13 protein-coding genes and 1 pseudogene are annotated in these 19116 nt (G+C 31.7%); 6 read left to right on the plus strand and 8 right to left on the minus strand.

All coding sequences use genetic code 11. The annotated features are described in order from the left end of the window. Positions 1-556: 556 nt before the first annotated feature. The gene (locus GQR97_RS15695; protein WP_158850103.1) at positions 557-3466 is read right to left on the minus strand and encodes an ATP-binding protein; all 2910 of its coding nucleotides are present in this window, start codon (positions 3464-3466) and stop codon (positions 557-559) included. Between the two features lie 725 nt (positions 3467-4191). On the opposite strand from GQR97_RS15695, the gene GQR97_RS15700 reads away from it, so the two are divergent. After that, on the plus strand, positions 4192-6609 hold the full coding sequence (locus tag GQR97_RS15700) for a T9SS type A sorting domain-containing protein (RefSeq protein ID WP_158850105.1): 2418 nt from the start codon (positions 4192-4194) through the stop codon (positions 6607-6609). A 262-nt stretch (positions 6610-6871) separates the two neighbouring features. Here the strand turns inward: GQR97_RS15700 and GQR97_RS15705 are convergent, their stop codons facing one another. Together GQR97_RS15705 and GQR97_RS15710 are read right to left on the minus strand one after the other, a co-directional pair. After that, entirely contained in the window at positions 6872-8437 is a 1566-nt protein-coding gene (locus GQR97_RS15705; RefSeq protein WP_158850107.1) for a carbohydrate-binding domain-containing protein, read from the minus strand. Positions 8438-8655: 218 nt separating this feature from the next. Beyond that, a complete protein-coding gene (locus GQR97_RS15710) occupies positions 8656-8973 on the minus strand; it encodes a DUF4625 domain-containing protein (protein ID WP_158851859.1) in 318 nt (105 codons plus the stop codon). A gap of 491 nt (positions 8974-9464) precedes the next feature. Here GQR97_RS15710 and GQR97_RS15715 point away from each other — a divergent pair, with 491 nt between their 5' ends. The 3 genes from GQR97_RS15715 (at position 9465) to GQR97_RS15725 (ending at position 12454) form a co-directional block, all read left to right on the plus strand. After that, positions 9465-10427 carry an FAD-binding domain-containing protein gene (locus tag GQR97_RS15715; RefSeq protein WP_233267555.1) on the plus strand — a complete coding sequence of 321 codons (963 nt, stop codon included), beginning with the start codon at positions 9465-9467 and terminating at the stop codon, positions 10425-10427. A gap of 349 nt (positions 10428-10776) precedes the next feature. After that, complete coding sequence (locus GQR97_RS15720) at positions 10777-12042, plus strand: NAD(P)/FAD-dependent oxidoreductase (protein WP_158850109.1); 1266 nt, start codon at positions 10777-10779, stop codon at positions 12040-12042. A gap of 49 nt (positions 12043-12091) precedes the next feature. Continuing rightward, a complete protein-coding gene (locus GQR97_RS15725; protein ID WP_158850111.1) occupies positions 12092-12454 on the plus strand; it encodes a DoxX family protein in 363 nt (120 codons plus the stop codon). A 4-nt stretch (positions 12455-12458) separates the two neighbouring features. Here GQR97_RS15725 and GQR97_RS15730 read toward each other — a convergent pair whose 3' ends face one another. The 4 genes and pseudogenes from GQR97_RS15730 to GQR97_RS19825 all read right to left on the minus strand — a co-directional run. Beyond that, positions 12459-12812: a DoxX family protein gene (locus GQR97_RS15730; RefSeq protein WP_158850113.1), complete on the minus strand. Its 354-nt coding sequence runs from the start codon at positions 12810-12812 to the stop codon at positions 12459-12461. A gap of 100 nt (positions 12813-12912) precedes the next feature. Then, positions 12913-13140, minus strand: coding sequence for a hypothetical protein (locus tag GQR97_RS15735; RefSeq protein WP_042495083.1), 228 nt, complete (start codon positions 13138-13140; stop codon positions 12913-12915). A gap of 203 nt (positions 13141-13343) precedes the next feature. Continuing rightward, on the minus strand, positions 13344-13730 hold the full coding sequence (gene lexA, locus GQR97_RS19820; RefSeq protein ID WP_233267655.1) for a transcriptional repressor LexA: 387 nt from the start codon (positions 13728-13730) through the stop codon (positions 13344-13346). A gap of 30 nt (positions 13731-13760) precedes the next feature. Beyond that, a pseudogene (locus tag GQR97_RS19825) lies at positions 13761-13943 on the minus strand (helix-turn-helix domain-containing protein); the annotation flags it as partial. A gap of 157 nt (positions 13944-14100) precedes the next feature. On the opposite strand from GQR97_RS19825, the gene GQR97_RS15745 reads away from it, so the two are divergent. Together GQR97_RS15745 and GQR97_RS15750 are read left to right on the plus strand one after the other, a co-directional pair. Continuing rightward, positions 14101-15363, plus strand: a complete 1263-nt coding sequence (locus GQR97_RS15745; RefSeq protein WP_158850117.1) for a putative DNA modification/repair radical SAM protein — start codon at positions 14101-14103, stop codon at positions 15361-15363. A gap of 7 nt (positions 15364-15370) precedes the next feature. Next, entirely contained in the window at positions 15371-16138 is a 768-nt protein-coding gene (locus GQR97_RS15750) for a TIGR03915 family putative DNA repair protein (RefSeq protein ID WP_158850119.1), read from the plus strand. Between the two features lie 473 nt (positions 16139-16611). Here GQR97_RS15750 and GQR97_RS15755 read toward each other — a convergent pair whose 3' ends face one another. Then, complete coding sequence (locus tag GQR97_RS15755; protein WP_158851861.1) at positions 16612-19104, minus strand: FtsX-like permease family protein; 2493 nt, start codon at positions 19102-19104, stop codon at positions 16612-16614. Positions 19105-19116: the final 12 nt, after the last annotated feature.

Genomic DNA, 19116 nt, shown 5'->3' on the forward strand with positions numbered 1-19116 from the left:
ATAATTAGCCGTTATGCAAAATAGCCGCTACCAAGCGCTCGATTGTTTTACAAAATCAAATTGCTCTGGCAATTTATTTTACACACAATTATCCAACGCTTGCCAACGCCAAAATAAAAGCTAACCTTTTTAGTGTTATTGAAATTTTAGCGTATTTGAATAATTGTGCATCATATTTTTTTCTACGCGATTTTCGTAAGCCTGCCATAAGAGCTTAAATTTTAAGAAAAATAAAATTCTAAGCACTTATTCAATTCTCCGATATGATTTAAACTTTTTTAATTGTAACTATTAATATTATGTAAAATAGAAATTGAAGCTTTGGACTTCTAAAGTTTTCATTCTTATCTTTTTTTCTTGATAAAAAAAGAAACAAAAAAATCATGACTGCATATAATTTTGGAAACAATTACGGCTCGCTATGCTATATTTTAGGAAACATTGGAACTAACCAAGATTTCTGCAGAAAACGTTTTAAAACGCAGGAAAACCAATAAAAACAGTAACTAAACCCCTAAAATATTACGCTCCACTCTCCTATTGTTTTACCAAAATTCTATGAGGTCGTTTTAAACTCTTTCCTATATTCTTTTTTTATTGGAATTAAGTAGTCATTAATCCCAAAATTTTCTTCCCATAATTCTTTAAATTTTTTAAATGAAGATTGACTATTAACGTTAATATAATATTCTTTAATAAAATAGTAATAATCATTAGTTAGCAATGCTTTATCTATTTGAGTTTCATTTAAGGTTATCTTTTTCTTCTTAATTTTTACTTTTTTATCTGTATAGTCTTTTTCAATGTACTCATCCTTTCTTCTATCATTTTTAATAATTGCCCATCTATCATTAAATAATTGGCTTTTATGACCCTCTCTAAAGCTTTTAGATAGCCTATTCTTTTCAGACATATAAGCTAATTTATCATTTAGCACATAATCATTATATGCCATATCATTTCTATTTTTAGTTTCTCCCAAACCAAACCAATCACGCATGCCTTTGACTCCATATGGCAATTCAAGTAAATTTTTATAAAAGTAATTTGGGTCATTTTTCATAATATTTACCTGGTAAAAAACCTTTTTATTCGAGAACAAAAAATTATTTTTTTCACCTTCTTTCAACCATAATTGATAAAACATTTCTACTTGTAGAGAATTAAATATAAATGGCGTCATTAGAACAAATTTATCTCCTGAAACAACAACATAATCACTTAAGTTAATTTCATTATTTACAAATTTTAAAATGTTATCTTTTGCTCTCCAATATTTACCGACTTTTTCAAATTCTGTTTTCATTAAGGATTCGATTACTTTTCTGCATATTCCTTCAATTAACTTATCTTCAAATGGTAATCTATCATTCAAAAGGTAATCTCTGCTCAAACTCAATGGCATCTTTGCATTTCCGTCGAATACTGAAACTAAAGGACGTCTCCAAGGAAAATCAGGCATTTTATATCCTCTTAAAACTTTGAAACCATTACAATATAATTGATTGTTTGGCTTTTCTTCCCATCTACCTCCATAAGTATAATAGTCTTGATCACGATTATCTATTGTCCAATGTATAGCCTTAAATTCATCAGTACTCAATTTATGCCATCCTTTTAATGGTTCTTCAGGTAAAGATGAAATAGAAACCCTATTAAATTCAAATATTCTTTTTAATTCATCATTCTCAATTCTATAAATAATTTTTGGAGAATTCATTACATACCAATTGAACCAAGATAATTTTTGATTCTTTTCATCAAAAAATGAATATCTATCATTTTGAGTTTTATAAAATCCAATTAGCCTTAAAAACTCATAATTAATTTTTTGACTTAACTTAATTTTAATAAAAGTACCTTCTTCACAGTCCTGTTTAATCAACTCAACTTGTTTAGTACTTAATGAAGCCTTACAATGATATCCTATTTTGTCATTATGATGCTTCGTATGAAGTTCAAACTCATCACCTAAAAGAAATGCAGCTAATACTCCAACACCAAACCTTCCTGTTTTTTCTATTTTTACTTCACTTTTTTCTATAAAACTTTTTTTCCAAAGCATACTATTCCTAAAAGAAGCTCCTGCTCTAAAAAAGAAATTAATTATTGTTTCTTTTGTCATACCGATACCATTATCTTTTATGGTTAACCAGTATTCATTTGAATTCTTTACAGGTTGTTCCAAAGAAACAATAATTTCCTGTTCAGTATGAGTGCTATCTACAAATGCCCTTTCTTTTACCGCATCAACAGAATTTTGTAATAATTCTCTAACACCATATTTTGGATCTTCTCCGTATAATGGTCCAATTAATAATTTGAGTAACTCTGGATCTGCATCAAATCTTATTTTTTGTGGAATATAATCTACTGTTTTTTCGAATTTTTCAATATTGTCGAGGTTAGATGTTAATCTTCTAAATTTAATTTTTAAATTTTTAAGTTCTTCGTCTTTACCATAAACCTCTCCAAGAATTGCCCATGAAATATCAAATTCATACTGTATATCATCAAATAGTTTTCTCAACTCTAAAAATATTAGGCTGTTCTCTGGTTTTGCCTTAACAAAAATTCTTTCGGGATCTGCAGTTTTAATGCTAATATCTTTAATGGAATCATGTTTTTTCCATTCTTTTTTTGAAATAGGACTAGAAAAACGTTTCGTTTTTACTAAAATAGGGTTTGCTCTTTCAGAATGTATTTGTATATAATCTGCTATTCTCAACACAACCATTAAAAATACTACCTTAATATCAAATGGCACTTTCCATGTATCTTCATGTTTATCTTTCAAATAATCAAATGAATTTCGTAAATTCATTCCATGGCTTCTAGCCACTAAACCACATAAATCAATAATTTCATTATCAATTTTAGTATTTGTTTTAATATTTGATGTGCCTATGCTTGTAGGAAATCCTCCAATTGCAATTTCATGAGATAATCTAGCATGGTGTCTTCTTAAAAATTCTCCAATTAATTTTCTTGATTGATCATCTAGATTATCAAAATCAGGTTGGTCAATCACTACATTCGAGTTGCCAAAAATATCTAATAACTGTTCATCATTAAATCTTTTTGCTTCATATAAAAATTCATTCCACTTTTCCTCCCAAGTATTTTTGTCAAAAAATGAAATTCTATAGTCGTCATACTCTTTAGAAAATATTTTTACGAAGCCTTCAACAGAAATGTGCATTCCAACATCATGAAGTATTACTGCCATTACTAATACCGCAATATCTTTTTCATTAATATGTTCAAAGGTTTCATCGGATATAAGACCACATGCAGTATTTAATACATCCTCAATATGTTCAATTCCGTGATCTGTAAATTCTTGAAAAAATTCTAACTTATTATCTTGAATGATTGAACTGAAATTTGAAATTGTTCCATCAATAAATGCTCTATAGTCTCCCGATAATTTTTCATCAAACTTTTGAGGAATGTTTATTTTCATATTTAATTAATAATATTGTTTAATTATAAGGTTTTCAATTTACAAATTCTTAAGAAGAAATTGGCTACTTAAAACATTAATGATGTAGTATTATTTCATTCCACACACATTCCACTTCTCTCCTATCGTCGTTTCGTAAAAAGCGTGTTCCATTAACATTGTAGAGAAAAATTATAGAAGAAAAAATAAAGAAAAGGATGTATTAAACTTTCGCTTTTACCAAAGCTCAAGTTACATAACGCAGAACATTATAGTACATTTTACAACAATTAGCGAAATAGCGCTTTTGGGCGATATTTGAAATAATTGCAGATATAACGTTGCAGACTTATATCGATAGTAATTATGTACAAGCAAATTGTGGCTTCGTAGTTGTAAGTATTACTGTGTAACTATAATTCTCTATAATGTAAAATATCCCAGAAGCATTTGTTTTCATTAGAATAATTGGAACTTGGGTTATTAAACTATTAAGCGGTTTGCTTCGCAGCGTTTAAAAAACATTTGTATCTATAATTGTTGTTATGTAGAATAGCCGCTACCAAGCGCTCGATTGTTTTAGCCAAAATTTTATGAGGCCAAGTTTAAAATCGAGATTCTATGAATGTTAAACAAGACACTCATAAAAGAACACCTTTTAACGTCTAAACAATACATTTAATCGATTTTAAGCTATTTTTTTTATTATATTAGCCATCTAAAAACGTAACTCCAAACTTAAGTATATGAAACACCTTTACTTTTTTGTTTTTTTAATTCCTTTTTTCATAAATGCGCAAACTATTAGCATTCCCGATGCCGTTTTTAAAACAAAATTACTAAGCCATAACCCCGTAATTGATACCAACGGCGACAACCAAATACAAATAACGGAAGCCGAAAGTTTTACAGGAACGCTTGACTTAACAAACCTGAGTGCTGCTGCAAATGCCAGCATGCGAATACAGGATTTAACTGGTATTGAGTTTTTTATAAATATTAGTGTGTTACGATGCCGAAATAATTCTATAAGTATATTTGATTGCTCTGCATTAGCAAACCTGACCTATTTAACGATTTCTAATAATAGGCTTACCTCTTTAGATGTTTCAAATAATTTAAAGCTCGAAACCCTAGAATGTAATTCAAATAATTTATTGACCTCTTTAGATGTTACGAAAAATACCGTCTTAAAAACGTTGCGCACTAATGCCAGCCCCGTTGGAAATCTAGATTTAAGTAAAAACACAGCATTAGAAAGTTTGTATTGTTATGGTAGCAGCATCAACGCTTTAAATTTAGAAAATAACTCTGCCCTCATAAACTTACGCTGTAACAGCAATACAATCACTAGCCTAAACCTTAATAACAATCCAAATTTAGATTATTTAGATTTTTCAGATAACACTATAGAAACCATCGACTTAAGTGCCAATACAAATTTGCGTATTTTGGATATTGATGCTAATTTATTATCGGATCTAAATCTTTCAACAAATATTAAGTTAGAATCAATTTATTGTTCTGAACTGCCACTCACTAGCTTAGATTTATCTTCAAACAAAAAACTACAATTGCTTTTTATTCAAAATAACCCGCTGTTAGCTTACGTGAATTTAAGGAATGGAAACAATGTTAATATAAAAGCATTGCCTTATAATTCGTTGGGGGAACGTTATATGTTTATAAGTAGTAATCCAAATTTAGAATTTATTTGTGTAGACGATGTTACTTATGCTACCGAAAATTTGTATCATAATGTAGATAATACGGCTAGCTTTACCTCCAATTGCGCTTCAGGTGGCAGCAATTTAAATACCATTAAAGGCGAATTAAAATACGATATTTCTAATTCTGATTGTACTAGAGATGGTATTTACGCTAAAAACAAACTCATTACTGCGGTAGGCACCAACGGAATTTATGGCACGTTTACAGATGGTTTAGGCGATTTTGAAATTCAGGTACCTACCGATGGTACTTTCAATGTCGGTTTAACAAGTACCTTACCCAGTTATTTTGAAACGCCAGTAAACCAAGAGGTTAATTTTACAGACTTTGAAAACATAGCCATCACTAATTTTTGTATTGCCAATACCACTGTAAATGATGTTAATATTGCTTTAGTGCCCATTTCGGACGCCAGACCAGGCTTTGAGGCAAGTTATTTTTTAGTATTCGAGAATGTTGGTGGCAGCACACAAAACGGTGTGATTACTTATAATTACCCCAATGAATTAATAACATTTGCATCGGCTTCCGAAACGCCTTTAAGCGCCATGAATGGGACGTTAATTTGGGAATATTCCAATTTACAACCATTGGAAATAAGAGCCATTGAGGTCTTTTTTACTATTGCCCAACCTCCTACTGTAAATATTGATGATATACTAAGTTTTAGTGGTTCTATAACACCTATTATAGATGATTATACGGTTTCTGATAATTCATTTTATTTTAATCAACTGGTTATAGGCTCGTATGACCCTAATGATATCACCGTTTTTGAAGGGGCATCTATTACTCCCGATGCAGTAGAAAATTATCTTAATTACCGAATTCGTTTTCAAAATAGCGGTACCGCCAGCGCCATAAACGTATATGTAGACAATGTGTTGGATGCTAATTTAGATTGGAACACGTTACAAATTACGGGAGCTAGCCATAGCCTTGAGGTAGATGTTTTAAATGCAAATACAATAAACTTTAAGTTTGAAAACATTAATCTGCCCGATGAAAATACCGATACCGCAGGCAGTATGGGCTATGTAACCTATAGAATTAAACCCAAAGCTACCACACCTGTGGGCGCAACTATTTTAAACCAAGCGGATATTATTTTTGATTATAATGAACCCATAATCACCAATATAGTTGAAACTCACGTGTTAGAAACGCTATCAACCGATGCTAATTTGGAGCCGGAAAAAAGTATTTTAATGTATCCCAATCCGGTTAATAATCAGTTACATATCCATAATATTGAGGGACGTATCATTACAAAAGTGGTGTTATATACCTTAGTAGGAAGTCAAGTTTTAGAAACATCGGCGTACAATAGTTCATTACTCTTAAACATAGCAAATATCTCTTCTGGGTTATACCTAATTAAAATAGTAAGTGACGATGGTACCGTGGCTTTGAAAAAGCTAGCTAAAAAATAATATGAACGGTATTTTTTTTGGATAAGCTATGTGAAATACTATTTATACCAATAGTATAAAAAATAAATAGCCATATATAATTTAAACATCTATTTCTTATACCATTTTACAAATATAAAATACTGCGTTTAGTACTATAATAAAACAAAAAGATCGGCCATAAATTGACCGATCTTTTTTAACTAATTCAAATTTACTTTGAAAAAAATATTTTAGGTTTATCTCTTTTAACAAAAAGTTCCTAGAGACTTTAACTCCTGTTTTATCTACCTCCAGGCTCTCCTGTTGGTCCTAATTCTCCTCCAATTTGAGTGACGGTGCTATTTATGGTAAAGTAATCTCCAGAATCTGTTCCGCCGCTATAGGTTCCAGAGGTGTATATGCCATTAACTTCCGTACCATTACTTACACTGCCTCCAGTAAAGATGTTATAAGTTTCGCCGGTTTCTAATTTTGCATTGGAGTAAATAATGGTCTCCACTTTATTTGGCACGAGGTAAGTAAGCGCTTCTATTTCATTATCTGATTGAATATTTAATATAGTATTTGCACTAATTCCATCGAAAATTACTGTGTTTTGTGTACTTACACTTGCTGTTGGGAATGAGGTATTTAAGCCTAAGCCTAGAATGGTTCCGCCTGTAATTTTAAAGGTATTATCGTCGGTATCAAAACTGCCATCTGGCTCATCGACTCTAACTGCTATAGCTATGGTTATACCACCTGTAATGGTAATGCCTTCATTACTATCAATAGCATCATTTTTTGTTGCATAGACATAGTTGTTTCCGCCGTTTATATATAAATGTCCAATAGCATTAAGGCCATCATCATAAGCGTTAATGTTTATGGTACCATCGTTAATTGTCATCATGCCTTTAGACTCCATACCTTCACCTTCGGAAGTATTAATAACTAATTCACCTCCATTTATAGTGACATTGGGCGTAATGGTATCATCTGGCTCATCGGCTTCATCAATATCATAAGATGCCACAATACCATCATCTACAGCATTAATTGTAAATGTACCGTCGTTTATAATAATATAACCTTCTTCGCAATCCATACCATCGCTATCTGCTGTTAAATTAAGCGTACCACCATCTACAATAATATAGTCGTTGGTGTGTATGGCATCGGATGCTGCTTCACTTACTGTAATTTCCCCGCTAATAACTCTTATATAATCATCACTTGCAATACCGTGTTTGTAGTTTCCTTCTACATTAAGTGCTCCAGAACCGCTAAAAACCAACTGGCCTTCGCTAAAAAATGTGGCTTTTGCATCTTCGTCATCAGGAATATTACTGTAACTTGAAGCATCGGTTAAATAATTGGCCCCCTCCAATACTACAAAAATAGTTTTGGAAGATTGAATGTTAATTGCAGGCCCATCTGTGTTGGTTATACTTAAATCGCTTAATGAAAGTTTGAATTTTTTATCGCTATACATTTTTAACATACCATTGGTTGTTGTACCCGATATTTCATAAGCTACTTTTGAAATAGAAGAATTAATGGTGACATTAGCGCCGTCTTGGGTAATGACCACATCATCTGGAACTGGGTTTGTAATAGTCGCTGATGTATTAGAAAACACAATTTGCACGGTATTTTCAAAAGTGGCATTTTCCACTAAATCATCTTCATCTGCACCTATATTATTGGTATCTCCTTCGGCGGTTCCCGTAGTGTTGGTGTCTGTTATTGTAATAGCTTCTGATGTGATTACAATCTCATCATTTTCATCATCTGTGCTACAAGCCATAAAAACGGCTAATACTGTAGCTAAAATGATCCCTTTTTTTAATGTTTTGTACTTCATAGGTCTTTTAATTTTAAGTAAGTGCAGAGTTCTTATTTGAATTCTTTTCTCTTTAATTATTACCTATATTTAGATGTCTATTCTGTTTTTAACTTGTGTGCTGTTTTGTTAAAAAAAACATAAAAAAAGAAGCTTTAATAATTACACACTTCTTAAAATAAAAACTATTTTACTTGGGATAATGTTTATTGATTTCTAAAACTATTACGACCTTAACTTTAATCTACAATTTTTATATCTATCGATGTAATACTTTGCCAACCTGTGGTATCTGTTACAGAATATGAGCAATGGTAATCACCAGAATCAATATCATCTGGAATGGTTATACTTACATTAAATTCGTAAGATGTTAATCCTTCTTCTATGGTATAGTTTTCAACAAAAATTAACGGATCTATAGGGTCTTTTATCGGATCTAAATCACAGGTAGCTTCTGCATTAATATCTGCTTCTAAATGAATATCTGAGCCTTTGTAGGCTACTTGTGCTGTTGAATGTGTGCTTCCTTCAATGGTGTCGCATGTGTTAAAAATACTAGCTACTCCATATTGCGTGGTTAACTGTTCTAGTTTTTTTGAGCTTCAGTAACGGTATCTATTTCTACATCTTTAACCGCTTCTAATTGCTGTCTTTTTTCTAACAAATTTATGAAGGTATTTAAAACACATAATTAATATAAATCTTTTACTCTTTTTAGCGATTTCATGTAAAACATATAAGAACTCAAATAGAACTTTTTTAAATATTGAGGCCCAAACTTTAAGTTAGTAATAACATAAACTCTATTTCGCTCAATTTTTTTTGTTTCGGGATTAAAGTTTAACATTCTATATCTTCGTAATATATTTTCACTAGGAAAAACGTCATTTTAATGAGAAATAATGCCAATACAAAAGTTTGTTTTCCAACAGAATTTGAAGCTATAATAGACAGAATAGCAACCATGGATCCTGTGGGTTAAAGCAAATCTAGAAATTATATAGACGGTGCAGTAAGTTATTTATCGCCTTATATTTCTCGTGGGGTGATTTCTACAAAATTTGTGTATCAAGAATTATTAAAACGTGGTTTTAATCCAAATACAATATTAAAATTTATTCAAGAACTAGCATGGCGGGATTACTGGCAGCATGTTTGGATTTCTAAAGATGATGCTATAAATAAAGATTTAAAACATACTCAAACTCCGGTTATAACAAACGGCATTTCTAAAAATTTAGTCGATGGAACTACAGGTATTAAGGCTATAGATAATGGTGTTAAACAACTTAATAGCACAGGCTATATCCATAACCATTTAAGAATGTACATAGCTTCTATTTCTTGCAACATTGCTCAAAATCATTGGTTGCATCCCGCTAAATGGATGTATTATCATTTATTAGATGCAGATTGGGCAAGTAATGCGTTAAGTTGGCAATGGGTTGCTGGTGCAAATAGTAATAAGAAGTATTATGCCAATCAAGAAAATATTAATAACTTTTGTTATACCGAGCAAACGGATACGTTTCTAGATGTATCTTACAATGATTTTGAAAACTTATCTATACCTGAGGTATTATCATTTTCAGAACGATTAGATTTAAAAACACCGCTTCCAGAATCTAAAACTATAATTATAAATGAGGAGTTACCAACACTAATTTATAATTTTTATAATTTAGATCCGGTTTGGAAAAACAACAAACCTGCCAATCGAATTCTCTTATTGGAGCCCTCACATTTTGAAGCATATCCCGTATCTCAAAAGAGTATTGATTTTATAATTGGTCTCTCAAAAAACATAGAAAATATCCAAACATTTGTAGGTGAATTTAGTGAGCTTACAATGTTATACCGTTTAGAAAACATATATTACAAGGAGCATCCTTTGAATATACATTATCAAGGTGTCGAGGAGCAAAGAGATTGGATGTTTGATGTAAAAGGCTACTACCCTTCTTTCTTTGCTTTTTGGAAAAAATGTAAAAAAGAAATTATATTCTAAATTTAAAATTGAACAACTTCTGCTCAACTACGGATTGTTAAATCTTATAATTATAAGTTAACCTCGCTCCTATTTTTCTCAGTTGATTATGGATTAAAAACTTAGGACTAATTTATTTTGTTTAACATTATGTTTAAAAAATTAAACAAAACACTTCTTTTTTAACTATATTTACTTGTGATTTCATAGTATATAAAAATATGGGCTTTTCCATTATGGCTATAATTCCTTTTTATCTATAGCATAAACGTATGGAAATTAAATAGACAGAGTGCTTCAATTTGCATCTACGGAAACGTATTAAAGAAATGTAATTTGAAGATGTTATCCCCTTTTAACGCGAGTAAACATGAACAAGCAAGATTGTAAAATACATATTATAGGTGCTGGAGTGAGTGGCCTGATAGCATCAAAGGTTCTAGAAAACCATGGCTATAAACCTGTAATAATCGAAGCTACAGATCGTGTTGGAGGACGCGTTAAAACTGATATAGTTGATGGTTATCAATTAGATCGCGGATTTCAAGTATTACTCACAGCCTATCCAAGTGCCCAGAAATATTTAAATTTTGAAGCTTTAGAGTTACAGCATTTTCTTCCTGGTGCTACTATTTTTAATAATGGAAGCAGAAAAACTATTGGAGATCCTTTAAGGGAAATATCCTTACTTTTTCCAACCTTGCTATCAGATATAGGAACGTTTTCAGATAAATTAAAAATTTTAAAATTGAATAGTCTTCTGAGAAAAACTTCTATTACTGAAATTTTCTATAAACCAGAAAAAACAACACTTCAGTATTTAATAGATTTTGGTTTTTCTCAAGACATAATAACGCTCTTTTTTAAACCTTTTTTTAGTGGTATATTTTTAGAGCCTAATCTAGGAACATCTAGTAGAATGTTTGAGTTTGTCTACAAAATGTTTGGTAAAGGTTTTGCTACCTTACCTAAGGCCGGTATTGAAGCTATACCAATGCAATTAAAATCTAATTTAAAACAGACCACATTTAAATTTAATACAAAGGTTAAGTCTGTAGATACTGGTACAATTTTATTAGAAAACGGAGCGGAATTACAAAGCGATTACACCATAATTGCTACTGATGCTAGCTCACTTTTGGTGAATCTAAAAAAGCAAGAGACTCAATGGAAATCTTGTGACACACTGTATTTTGAAACAAGCACTAGAATTATAAATAAGCCGCTAATTGGCCTTATAGCGAAAGAAGATGCACTTATTAATAATATATTTTATCACACAAGTATTTCATCAAAATCTAGAGGTGCGAAAGAATTATTATCTGTTACTGTTGTAAAAGAGCATAATTTATCTTCTGAAGCTCTAAAAACACGAGTTCAACAAGAGTTACATCAGTATTGCGGTATAGAAGCACATGCTCTTATAAAACATTATGTAATACCAAAAGCATTGCCAAAACTAGATGAATTACAGTATGAAAGGCCTATCTCCGAAATTGAAAAAACGAGTGGTGTTTTTCTAGCTGGTGACACGCAATTAAACGGTTCGTTAAATGCCGCAATGATGTCTGGTGAGTTAGCTGCTTTAAATGTATTGCAATCTTTAAAATCTAGTTTAACCAATTCAGAAACTTAACAGAATAATCTAATCACCTAAAAAAAAATCTAACCTTAAAAATAATTTCATGGAATATTTAATAATTATAATCAAAATTGGAATCGCCTTAAGTATAATTAATGTTTGGCTATTTCGTATTAATAAATCTACAAGCTGGAGAGGAAATAATGCTAGTAGCATGAAGGAAGAATTTAAAAGCTATGGTTTGCCAGAGTGGCTAATGTATGTTGTTGGAAGTTTAAAACTGCTATTTTCTTTAGGTCTTTTGGCGTCTATATTCTATAGTTCGTTAGCAGCACCATCAGCATTTGGAATTGCATTTTTAATGCTTATCGCTATAATAATGCATATAAAAATAGGTGATCCTATTAAAAAATCTTTACCGGCATTTATATTTTTATCCTTATCCCTAATTGTTGCTTTGGTGTAAAGTATTAAAGATAAATTTTTAAAAAATAGAAAAATAAATAGCCGTTAAAAATCATAAAGACAAATGAAGGTAAAGCTAGTATAAATGGATCTTTAATTTTCAATCTTACCAGAAAACCTAATAACATTTGTATCGTTAGTCCCATCGTCGCGATAACCCCTAATAATGGATTTACAAAACTGTATAGAAGGGCTAAACCGGCTAATATTTGTAAAATACCCGTTATTTTTCTTTGCTTTTCACTCAATTGAAAACGTAAAAACTCCTGCTTCATTTTATAAGAAAATAAACAGCCGTATCCATAAAACAGAAAGGAGATTGCCGATAAAATAATTAAAGTAGTATGTAGAATTTTCAAATTGAACGTATTTATATGAATTATGAAAATATAAAATACCCTATTGTAGAATTTTACAATAGGGTATTAACTTTGTAACGGTTACTTTAAATTCCATAATTTAAAAAGCAGGTTCCGGTCTACCTTTTAAACGTTTTTCAATTTTTTTCTTCTTTTCAGTTAAGCGCTTCATGATATCCATTACGCTAGTATCTTTAGACTTCTTGTAAATTTCGTTTAAGGCGAGTATTAAACGCTTTGCTTCTCTCGATGCCACTACTCTATCGCTAGTAGACATATTGCTCATTTTCGCGTTTTCAAACTCAATTGCTTCGTTAATCAATTCCATAGATTTGCATTTTGTTTATTTTAAATAAATATAATTAAACAAAACGTGCATTAAGAGCATATGTAATTGATTATAATTATTTTAATATTGATTTAAGTTATAATGGAAATAAAATTTCAGTTTTATATGAGTGTTTTTAATGCTCAAAAATGATTTTTAACTAATTAGTAGCACAGGCTTTTTTTTAATAAGCCTCTTCCCTATTATATTTTTATTACTTTTTCAACAATACCTTGTATTCTAAAATCCGTAGTTAGAATTATAGGTTGATGTTTTGGGTTTGTAGAATGTGGTTTTAGCACAATAGTATCGCCGTTATGTATAAACTCCTTTACGGTAGCATCCTCATCTATTAAAGCAACCACAAGATCACCATGGCTAGCAGTTTGCTTTTGTTTTATTAAAAGCAAGTCTCCGCTAGTGATGCCTTTTTGATTCATGGAGTCACCAGAAGCTCTTAAAAGAAAATAATCACTCACATTTTTAACCAATTTTTTTGAGATAGAAATTTTAGCTTCAATATTTTCTTCAGCATAAATAGGTAACCCGCAAGATACAGAACCAATTAACGGAATTTCGACAGTATCCATGTTGCTAGATTCTCTTTTTATCAATGGGTTAGCTTCCAATAATTCTCTCGCCTCAACTTGCAAGAGGTTTGCTATGTCATAAAGCACTTCTAGACTAGGCTGCCTTCTGTTTTGAACATAAGAATTCACCATATTATAGCTTTTATTAAGCTTGGTAGCGAGCCAAGTTTGCTTAATGCCTTTTAGTTCTAATACTTCCTTAATGCGGTTCATAATTAAATCATGGGTTTGAGACTACGAATTTAATCAATAATTTTTATATATCATATAATGAGATATTAATTATAACTAATATGAGGTTTTTTATCAGAATTATTCATTTTATATTTGATTAGATTGTATCTTTGGGCTTCAAATTAAACCCCATTTCATGTCTTTTCAACGTGTACAAGAAAAACTAAATATCCTTGCAGATGCTGCAAAGTATGATGTTTCTTGCTCCTCTAGCGGGAGTAACAGAACTAATAAAAATAAAGGATTAGGCGATGCCTCGGCTTCTGGAATTTGTCATTCTTATACAGAAGATGGTCGCTGTGTTTCCTTATTAAAAATATTGCTAACCAACCATTGTATTTTTGACTGTGCCTATTGTGTAACACGTAAAAGTAACGATGTTAAACGTGCTGCTTTTAAGGTTCAGGAAGTGGTCGATTTAACCATGAATTTTTATCGTCGTAATTATATTGAAGGCTTATTTTTAAGCTCTGGTATTTTTAAAAGTGCCGATTACACCATGGAACGCTTAGTGGCCGTGGCTAAAAAATTAAGATTAGATGAGAATTTTAATGGCTATATTCATTTAAAATCTATTCCTGGAGCGAGCGATGAGTTAATGCGTGAAGCTGGTTTATACGCCGATAGATTAAGCGTTAATATTGAAATTCCAACCGAAAAAGGCCTTAAACTTTTAGCGCCTGATAAAAATAGAGCCGATTTTATAAAACCCATGGAAAAGGTTAAAAATGAAATTATTCAATACAAAAGTGAAAAGAAAATAATAAGAAGCACGCCCAAATATGCGCCTGCTGGGCAAAGCACTCAAATGATTGTTGGAGCAAGTGGTGAGAATGATATGCAAATCATGTATACATCCAATTATTTCTATAAAAACTTTAATTTAAAACGGGTTTATTATTCTGGTTATGTACCTATTAGTTACGATACACGGTTACCACAAATTGGCACACCTGTCCCTATGTTGCGAGAAAACAGGTTGTATCAAACCGATTGGCTCCTACGTTTTTACGGCTTTAATATTGAAGAAATTCTAAACGAACAAAACCAAAGTCTCGATTTAGATATTGATCCTAAATTGGGTTGGGCACTACGTAATATGCATGAATTTCCTGTAGATATTAATAAAGCAGATAAGCGTATGCTTGCTAGAATTCCTGGTTTAGGCATGAAATCGGTTTTTAAAATTCTAAATGCAAGGCGCTATAGGCAGCTTAACTGGGATCATTTAAAATCTATTGGCGTTGCATTTAATCGGGCGCAATATTTTATGGTCTGTGCTTCAAATCAATTTGAAAAACGAGATCTCACTCCAGAAAAAATTAAAGGTCTAATACTGCAAAACTCTAAAAGCAAGTACACAACACTGCTTAGTAATCAATTAAACCTATTTGGATAGTATTACTATGGAAACAACTTTAGTTTACGATGGCACGTTCGATGGGTTTTTAACTTGTGTTTTTATGGCGTATGAGATGAAATTAAAAGCAGTCTCTATCGTGAAAGAAAAGCATTTTCAAGAGCCTATGTTCGGGAGTTGGGACTTGGTTAATACCGAGCCAGAAAAAGCAAACCGGGTTTGGGCGGGTTTAAAAAAGAAAATATCTGCCAATGAGTTACAACGTTTTTACTATGCCTTTTTAAGCGAAAAACCAACCGTAGAAAACACCATATACCAAGCCATTTTATGCGTATTTCGATCTAAAAACAACGTCGCTTCAGATTTTGGAAACCCTCACATTTTACAACTTTCAAAACTCACTAAAAATGTAAGCCGAGAAAAACACAGAATGGAAGCTTTCGTAAGGTTTAAGCTCACAAAAGACGGTGTTTATTTCGCAAATATAGAGCCCGATTTCAATGTTTTACCATTAATAAAAAGACATTTCGAAAAACGCTATGCAGATCAAAAATGGCTTATTTACGACTTAAGAAGAAAGTATGGCATTTATTACAATTTAGAGTCCGTTGAACTTATTAGTCTCGAACTCGATCGTAATTTCGATCCTTCTAAAACAGCAACAGAATTTTTCGCACCTATTGAATTAGAGTTTCAACAACTGTGGCAAGACTATTTTAAGAGTACAAATATAAAGTCTAGAAAAAACATGAAACTCCACATTCAACATATCCCAAAACGCTACTGGAAATATTTAAGCGAAAAACAACAATAACACTATCTTTTAGAAGCTATTTCCTGCTATCCGCTATATCTTTTTTGTTATCAACCCACAAGTTGTTCTTTATCTTAACATTTACTTCTTTAGGCAAGTTTAGCGCTATCAAATAACACAAAAAAGGATGCCGCTGCTATCAGGGCTAAACCATCGACTAAGGGTGTTTTTCAATCAGATCTCACAGCATATTTTATTTTATAATTAAAGAAATTACCTTCAAATAATCAATTTCCTTTAAGTAACCGTCGATACTTAATCTCCGCTCGCCATCATTAAAAGTCTACTTAGCGAAACATAATTTTTCAAATCTTATTAAGCATTATTTTTATTCTGACTAAGAAAACTAATTAAAAGTGATTCTTAGTAAAATGGAATACTAAATATAAATTTTTGTATTCTACCGCTTCTCTCATGTTGTTGCTTTGTAAAAAGAGTGCAATAATACGGCGGTAGTTTACTTTTATAAAGAATTAAACCTCCTTTCTCAACACTTCCAAAGGCGGACTCTTCAAAACAGATCTCATATTGCTTAAACCAATAGCAACCACTAATAAAGTAATGCTTGGTAGAAAAACAAGAAACGGAATTACCGATGGTACAAATGGTTCTTTAAACAAAAATGTTGCTAATAATTGACTACCAATTAAAGACAACAAAATACCTGTTAAGCTTCCTAATACACCAAGATAAACATATTCTAAGGCTGTAATTTTCAAAATCTGCTTGCTTTTGGCTCCTAAAGTTCTCAACAACACACTTTCTTTAATACGTTGGTATTTACTGTTTCTAACAGAACCGATAAGCACTATAAAACCAGTTAAAATACTAAAAAATGCCATAAAATTAATGACCCAAGTAATTTTGCCCAAAATATCTTCAACCAGTGTAAAAACTTGTCGTAAATCTAAAATAGTAACATTAGGAAATTGTTGCACCAAATCTCTCTGTAGATCTGCCGAAGCCTCTTTGTTTGGCACATAAGTCGTCATCACATTAAATTTAGGTGCATTTTCTAACACACCAGTTGGAAATAAAATCGAAAAATTTATTTTCATACTGCTCCAGTCTACCTTACGAATACTACCGATAATCGTTGGCATTAAAACACCTTGAATATTAAAAACAACAGCATCGCCTACTTTTAAATTCGCATCTTTGGCAATATTATCTGTAATCGATATATAGATAGGTTTACCTTGCTCTGCTTTACCTGTCCACGCTCCTTCTATCAACTCTTCGGTTTGATTTAGTGCTTCTCTATACGTCACTCTAAATTCTCTATTTAAAACCCATTTACGCATTTTAATAGTCGAATCTTTGCGAATTTCATTTACAGATTTACCACGAATACTTTGCATGCGCATGGTTATAATTGGGATATTATCAATCACCTCTAATCCTTTACTTTTAAAGCTGTCTAAAAGCGCGGTTTCTTGTTTGTTTTGTACATCCATTAAAATGATATTGGCATCACTTTTTTTATTTTCAATTGAGGTTTTGGCTAGTAAAATATCTTTAGTAAAATATAACGTACTTATTAAAAAAGTCCCTAAACCAATAGCTAATACAAGTACCATGGTTTGGTTATTTGGTCTAAATAAATTAAGTAAACTTTGGCGTTGCGTATAGCCCCAAGAACTCGGAAAAAACTTTTTAATCAGCTTAATAAATACATGGGCTACACCAGCCATAATAGCAAATGTGATTAAAATACCAAGCGTAAAGAACAAACCATTAAGCGCGTCTTTAAGAATCCAAAACGAGAATAAAAATATAAAAAGTAGAATAGCAACCAACACCACAATACGAGCCGCTTTAGGTTTCTGTAAATTATCTTCCGATCCTCTTAAAACCTCTAAGGGCGATACATACCAAGTACCTAACAAAGGTAATAACGCAAATAAAACCGACATTAACACTCCTAAAGCTACACCCATAATAATAGGCAAAACAGAAATTGAAATTTCAACACTAAAAGGTAAAAAACCTTGTAAAATATAAGGGAAAGCAAATTGTAATCCGGTCCCAATAGCCGAACCAATAAGCCCGCCAATAAAACCAATGCTAATAATTTGTATCAAGTAAATTAAAAAAGTCTGTTTTCTAGAAGCACCCAAACATTTTAAAACGGCCACATTTTTAAGTTTCTCTTTAATGTAAATATGTACGGAACTCGCAATACCAATACAACCGAGCAAAAGCGCAATAAAAGCGACTAAATTTAAAAATCGGCTTACATTATCATACTTACGACCTAAGCGTTTACTGGTACTAATATGTGTATCTAAATCAGCGTTTTCAGCTTCAAGAATTGGGTTTATACTTTTACTTAAAACATCAAAATTAACGTCAGCATCCTTAAAAAAGTATTGATATTCTTTTCTACTGCCAGCTTGCAATAATTGGGTTTGTTCTAAAAATCGAAAAGGAATTAAAACGGTTGGAGCAACAGAAGATGAAATGGCTGTGCTTCCAGGAATGGATTTTAAAGCGCCTATAATCGGGATTGTTAATTCGCCTAATTTTATAGAATCTCCAGCTGTTATATTATATTGTAATAACAAGGTAGCATCTACCAAGGCACCACCTAATTTTTGATAATCTGTACCAGCATTTTCGGGTGTGGATGCAATGGTTCCGTAAAAAGGAAATTCGCCTTCTATTGCCCGTACTTTTACTAATTTGGTGCCGTTATTTTTAGGAAAAGCAGCCATAGATACAAAGTTTACTTCGGAAGCATCTGCGCCTAAAGAATCTATAATGTGCTTTACCTTTTCGGAAGGTTCTTGTTTGCTATCAATAATAAAATCGGCACCCATTAAGGCTTTCGATTGTTGTTTTATGTTTTGTTTTAAATTATCACTAAATAATTGAATAGAAACCACCGCAGCAATACCCAATATAATCGATGCCATAAATAGCATTAACCTAGACAGGCTTGCTTTCCCGTCGCGCCAAGCCATCTTTAAAAGCCA

It is taken from the genome of Algibacter sp. L1A34 (genome assembly GCF_009796805.1).
Classification (GTDB): Bacteria; Bacteroidota; Bacteroidia; order Flavobacteriales; family Flavobacteriaceae; genus Algibacter.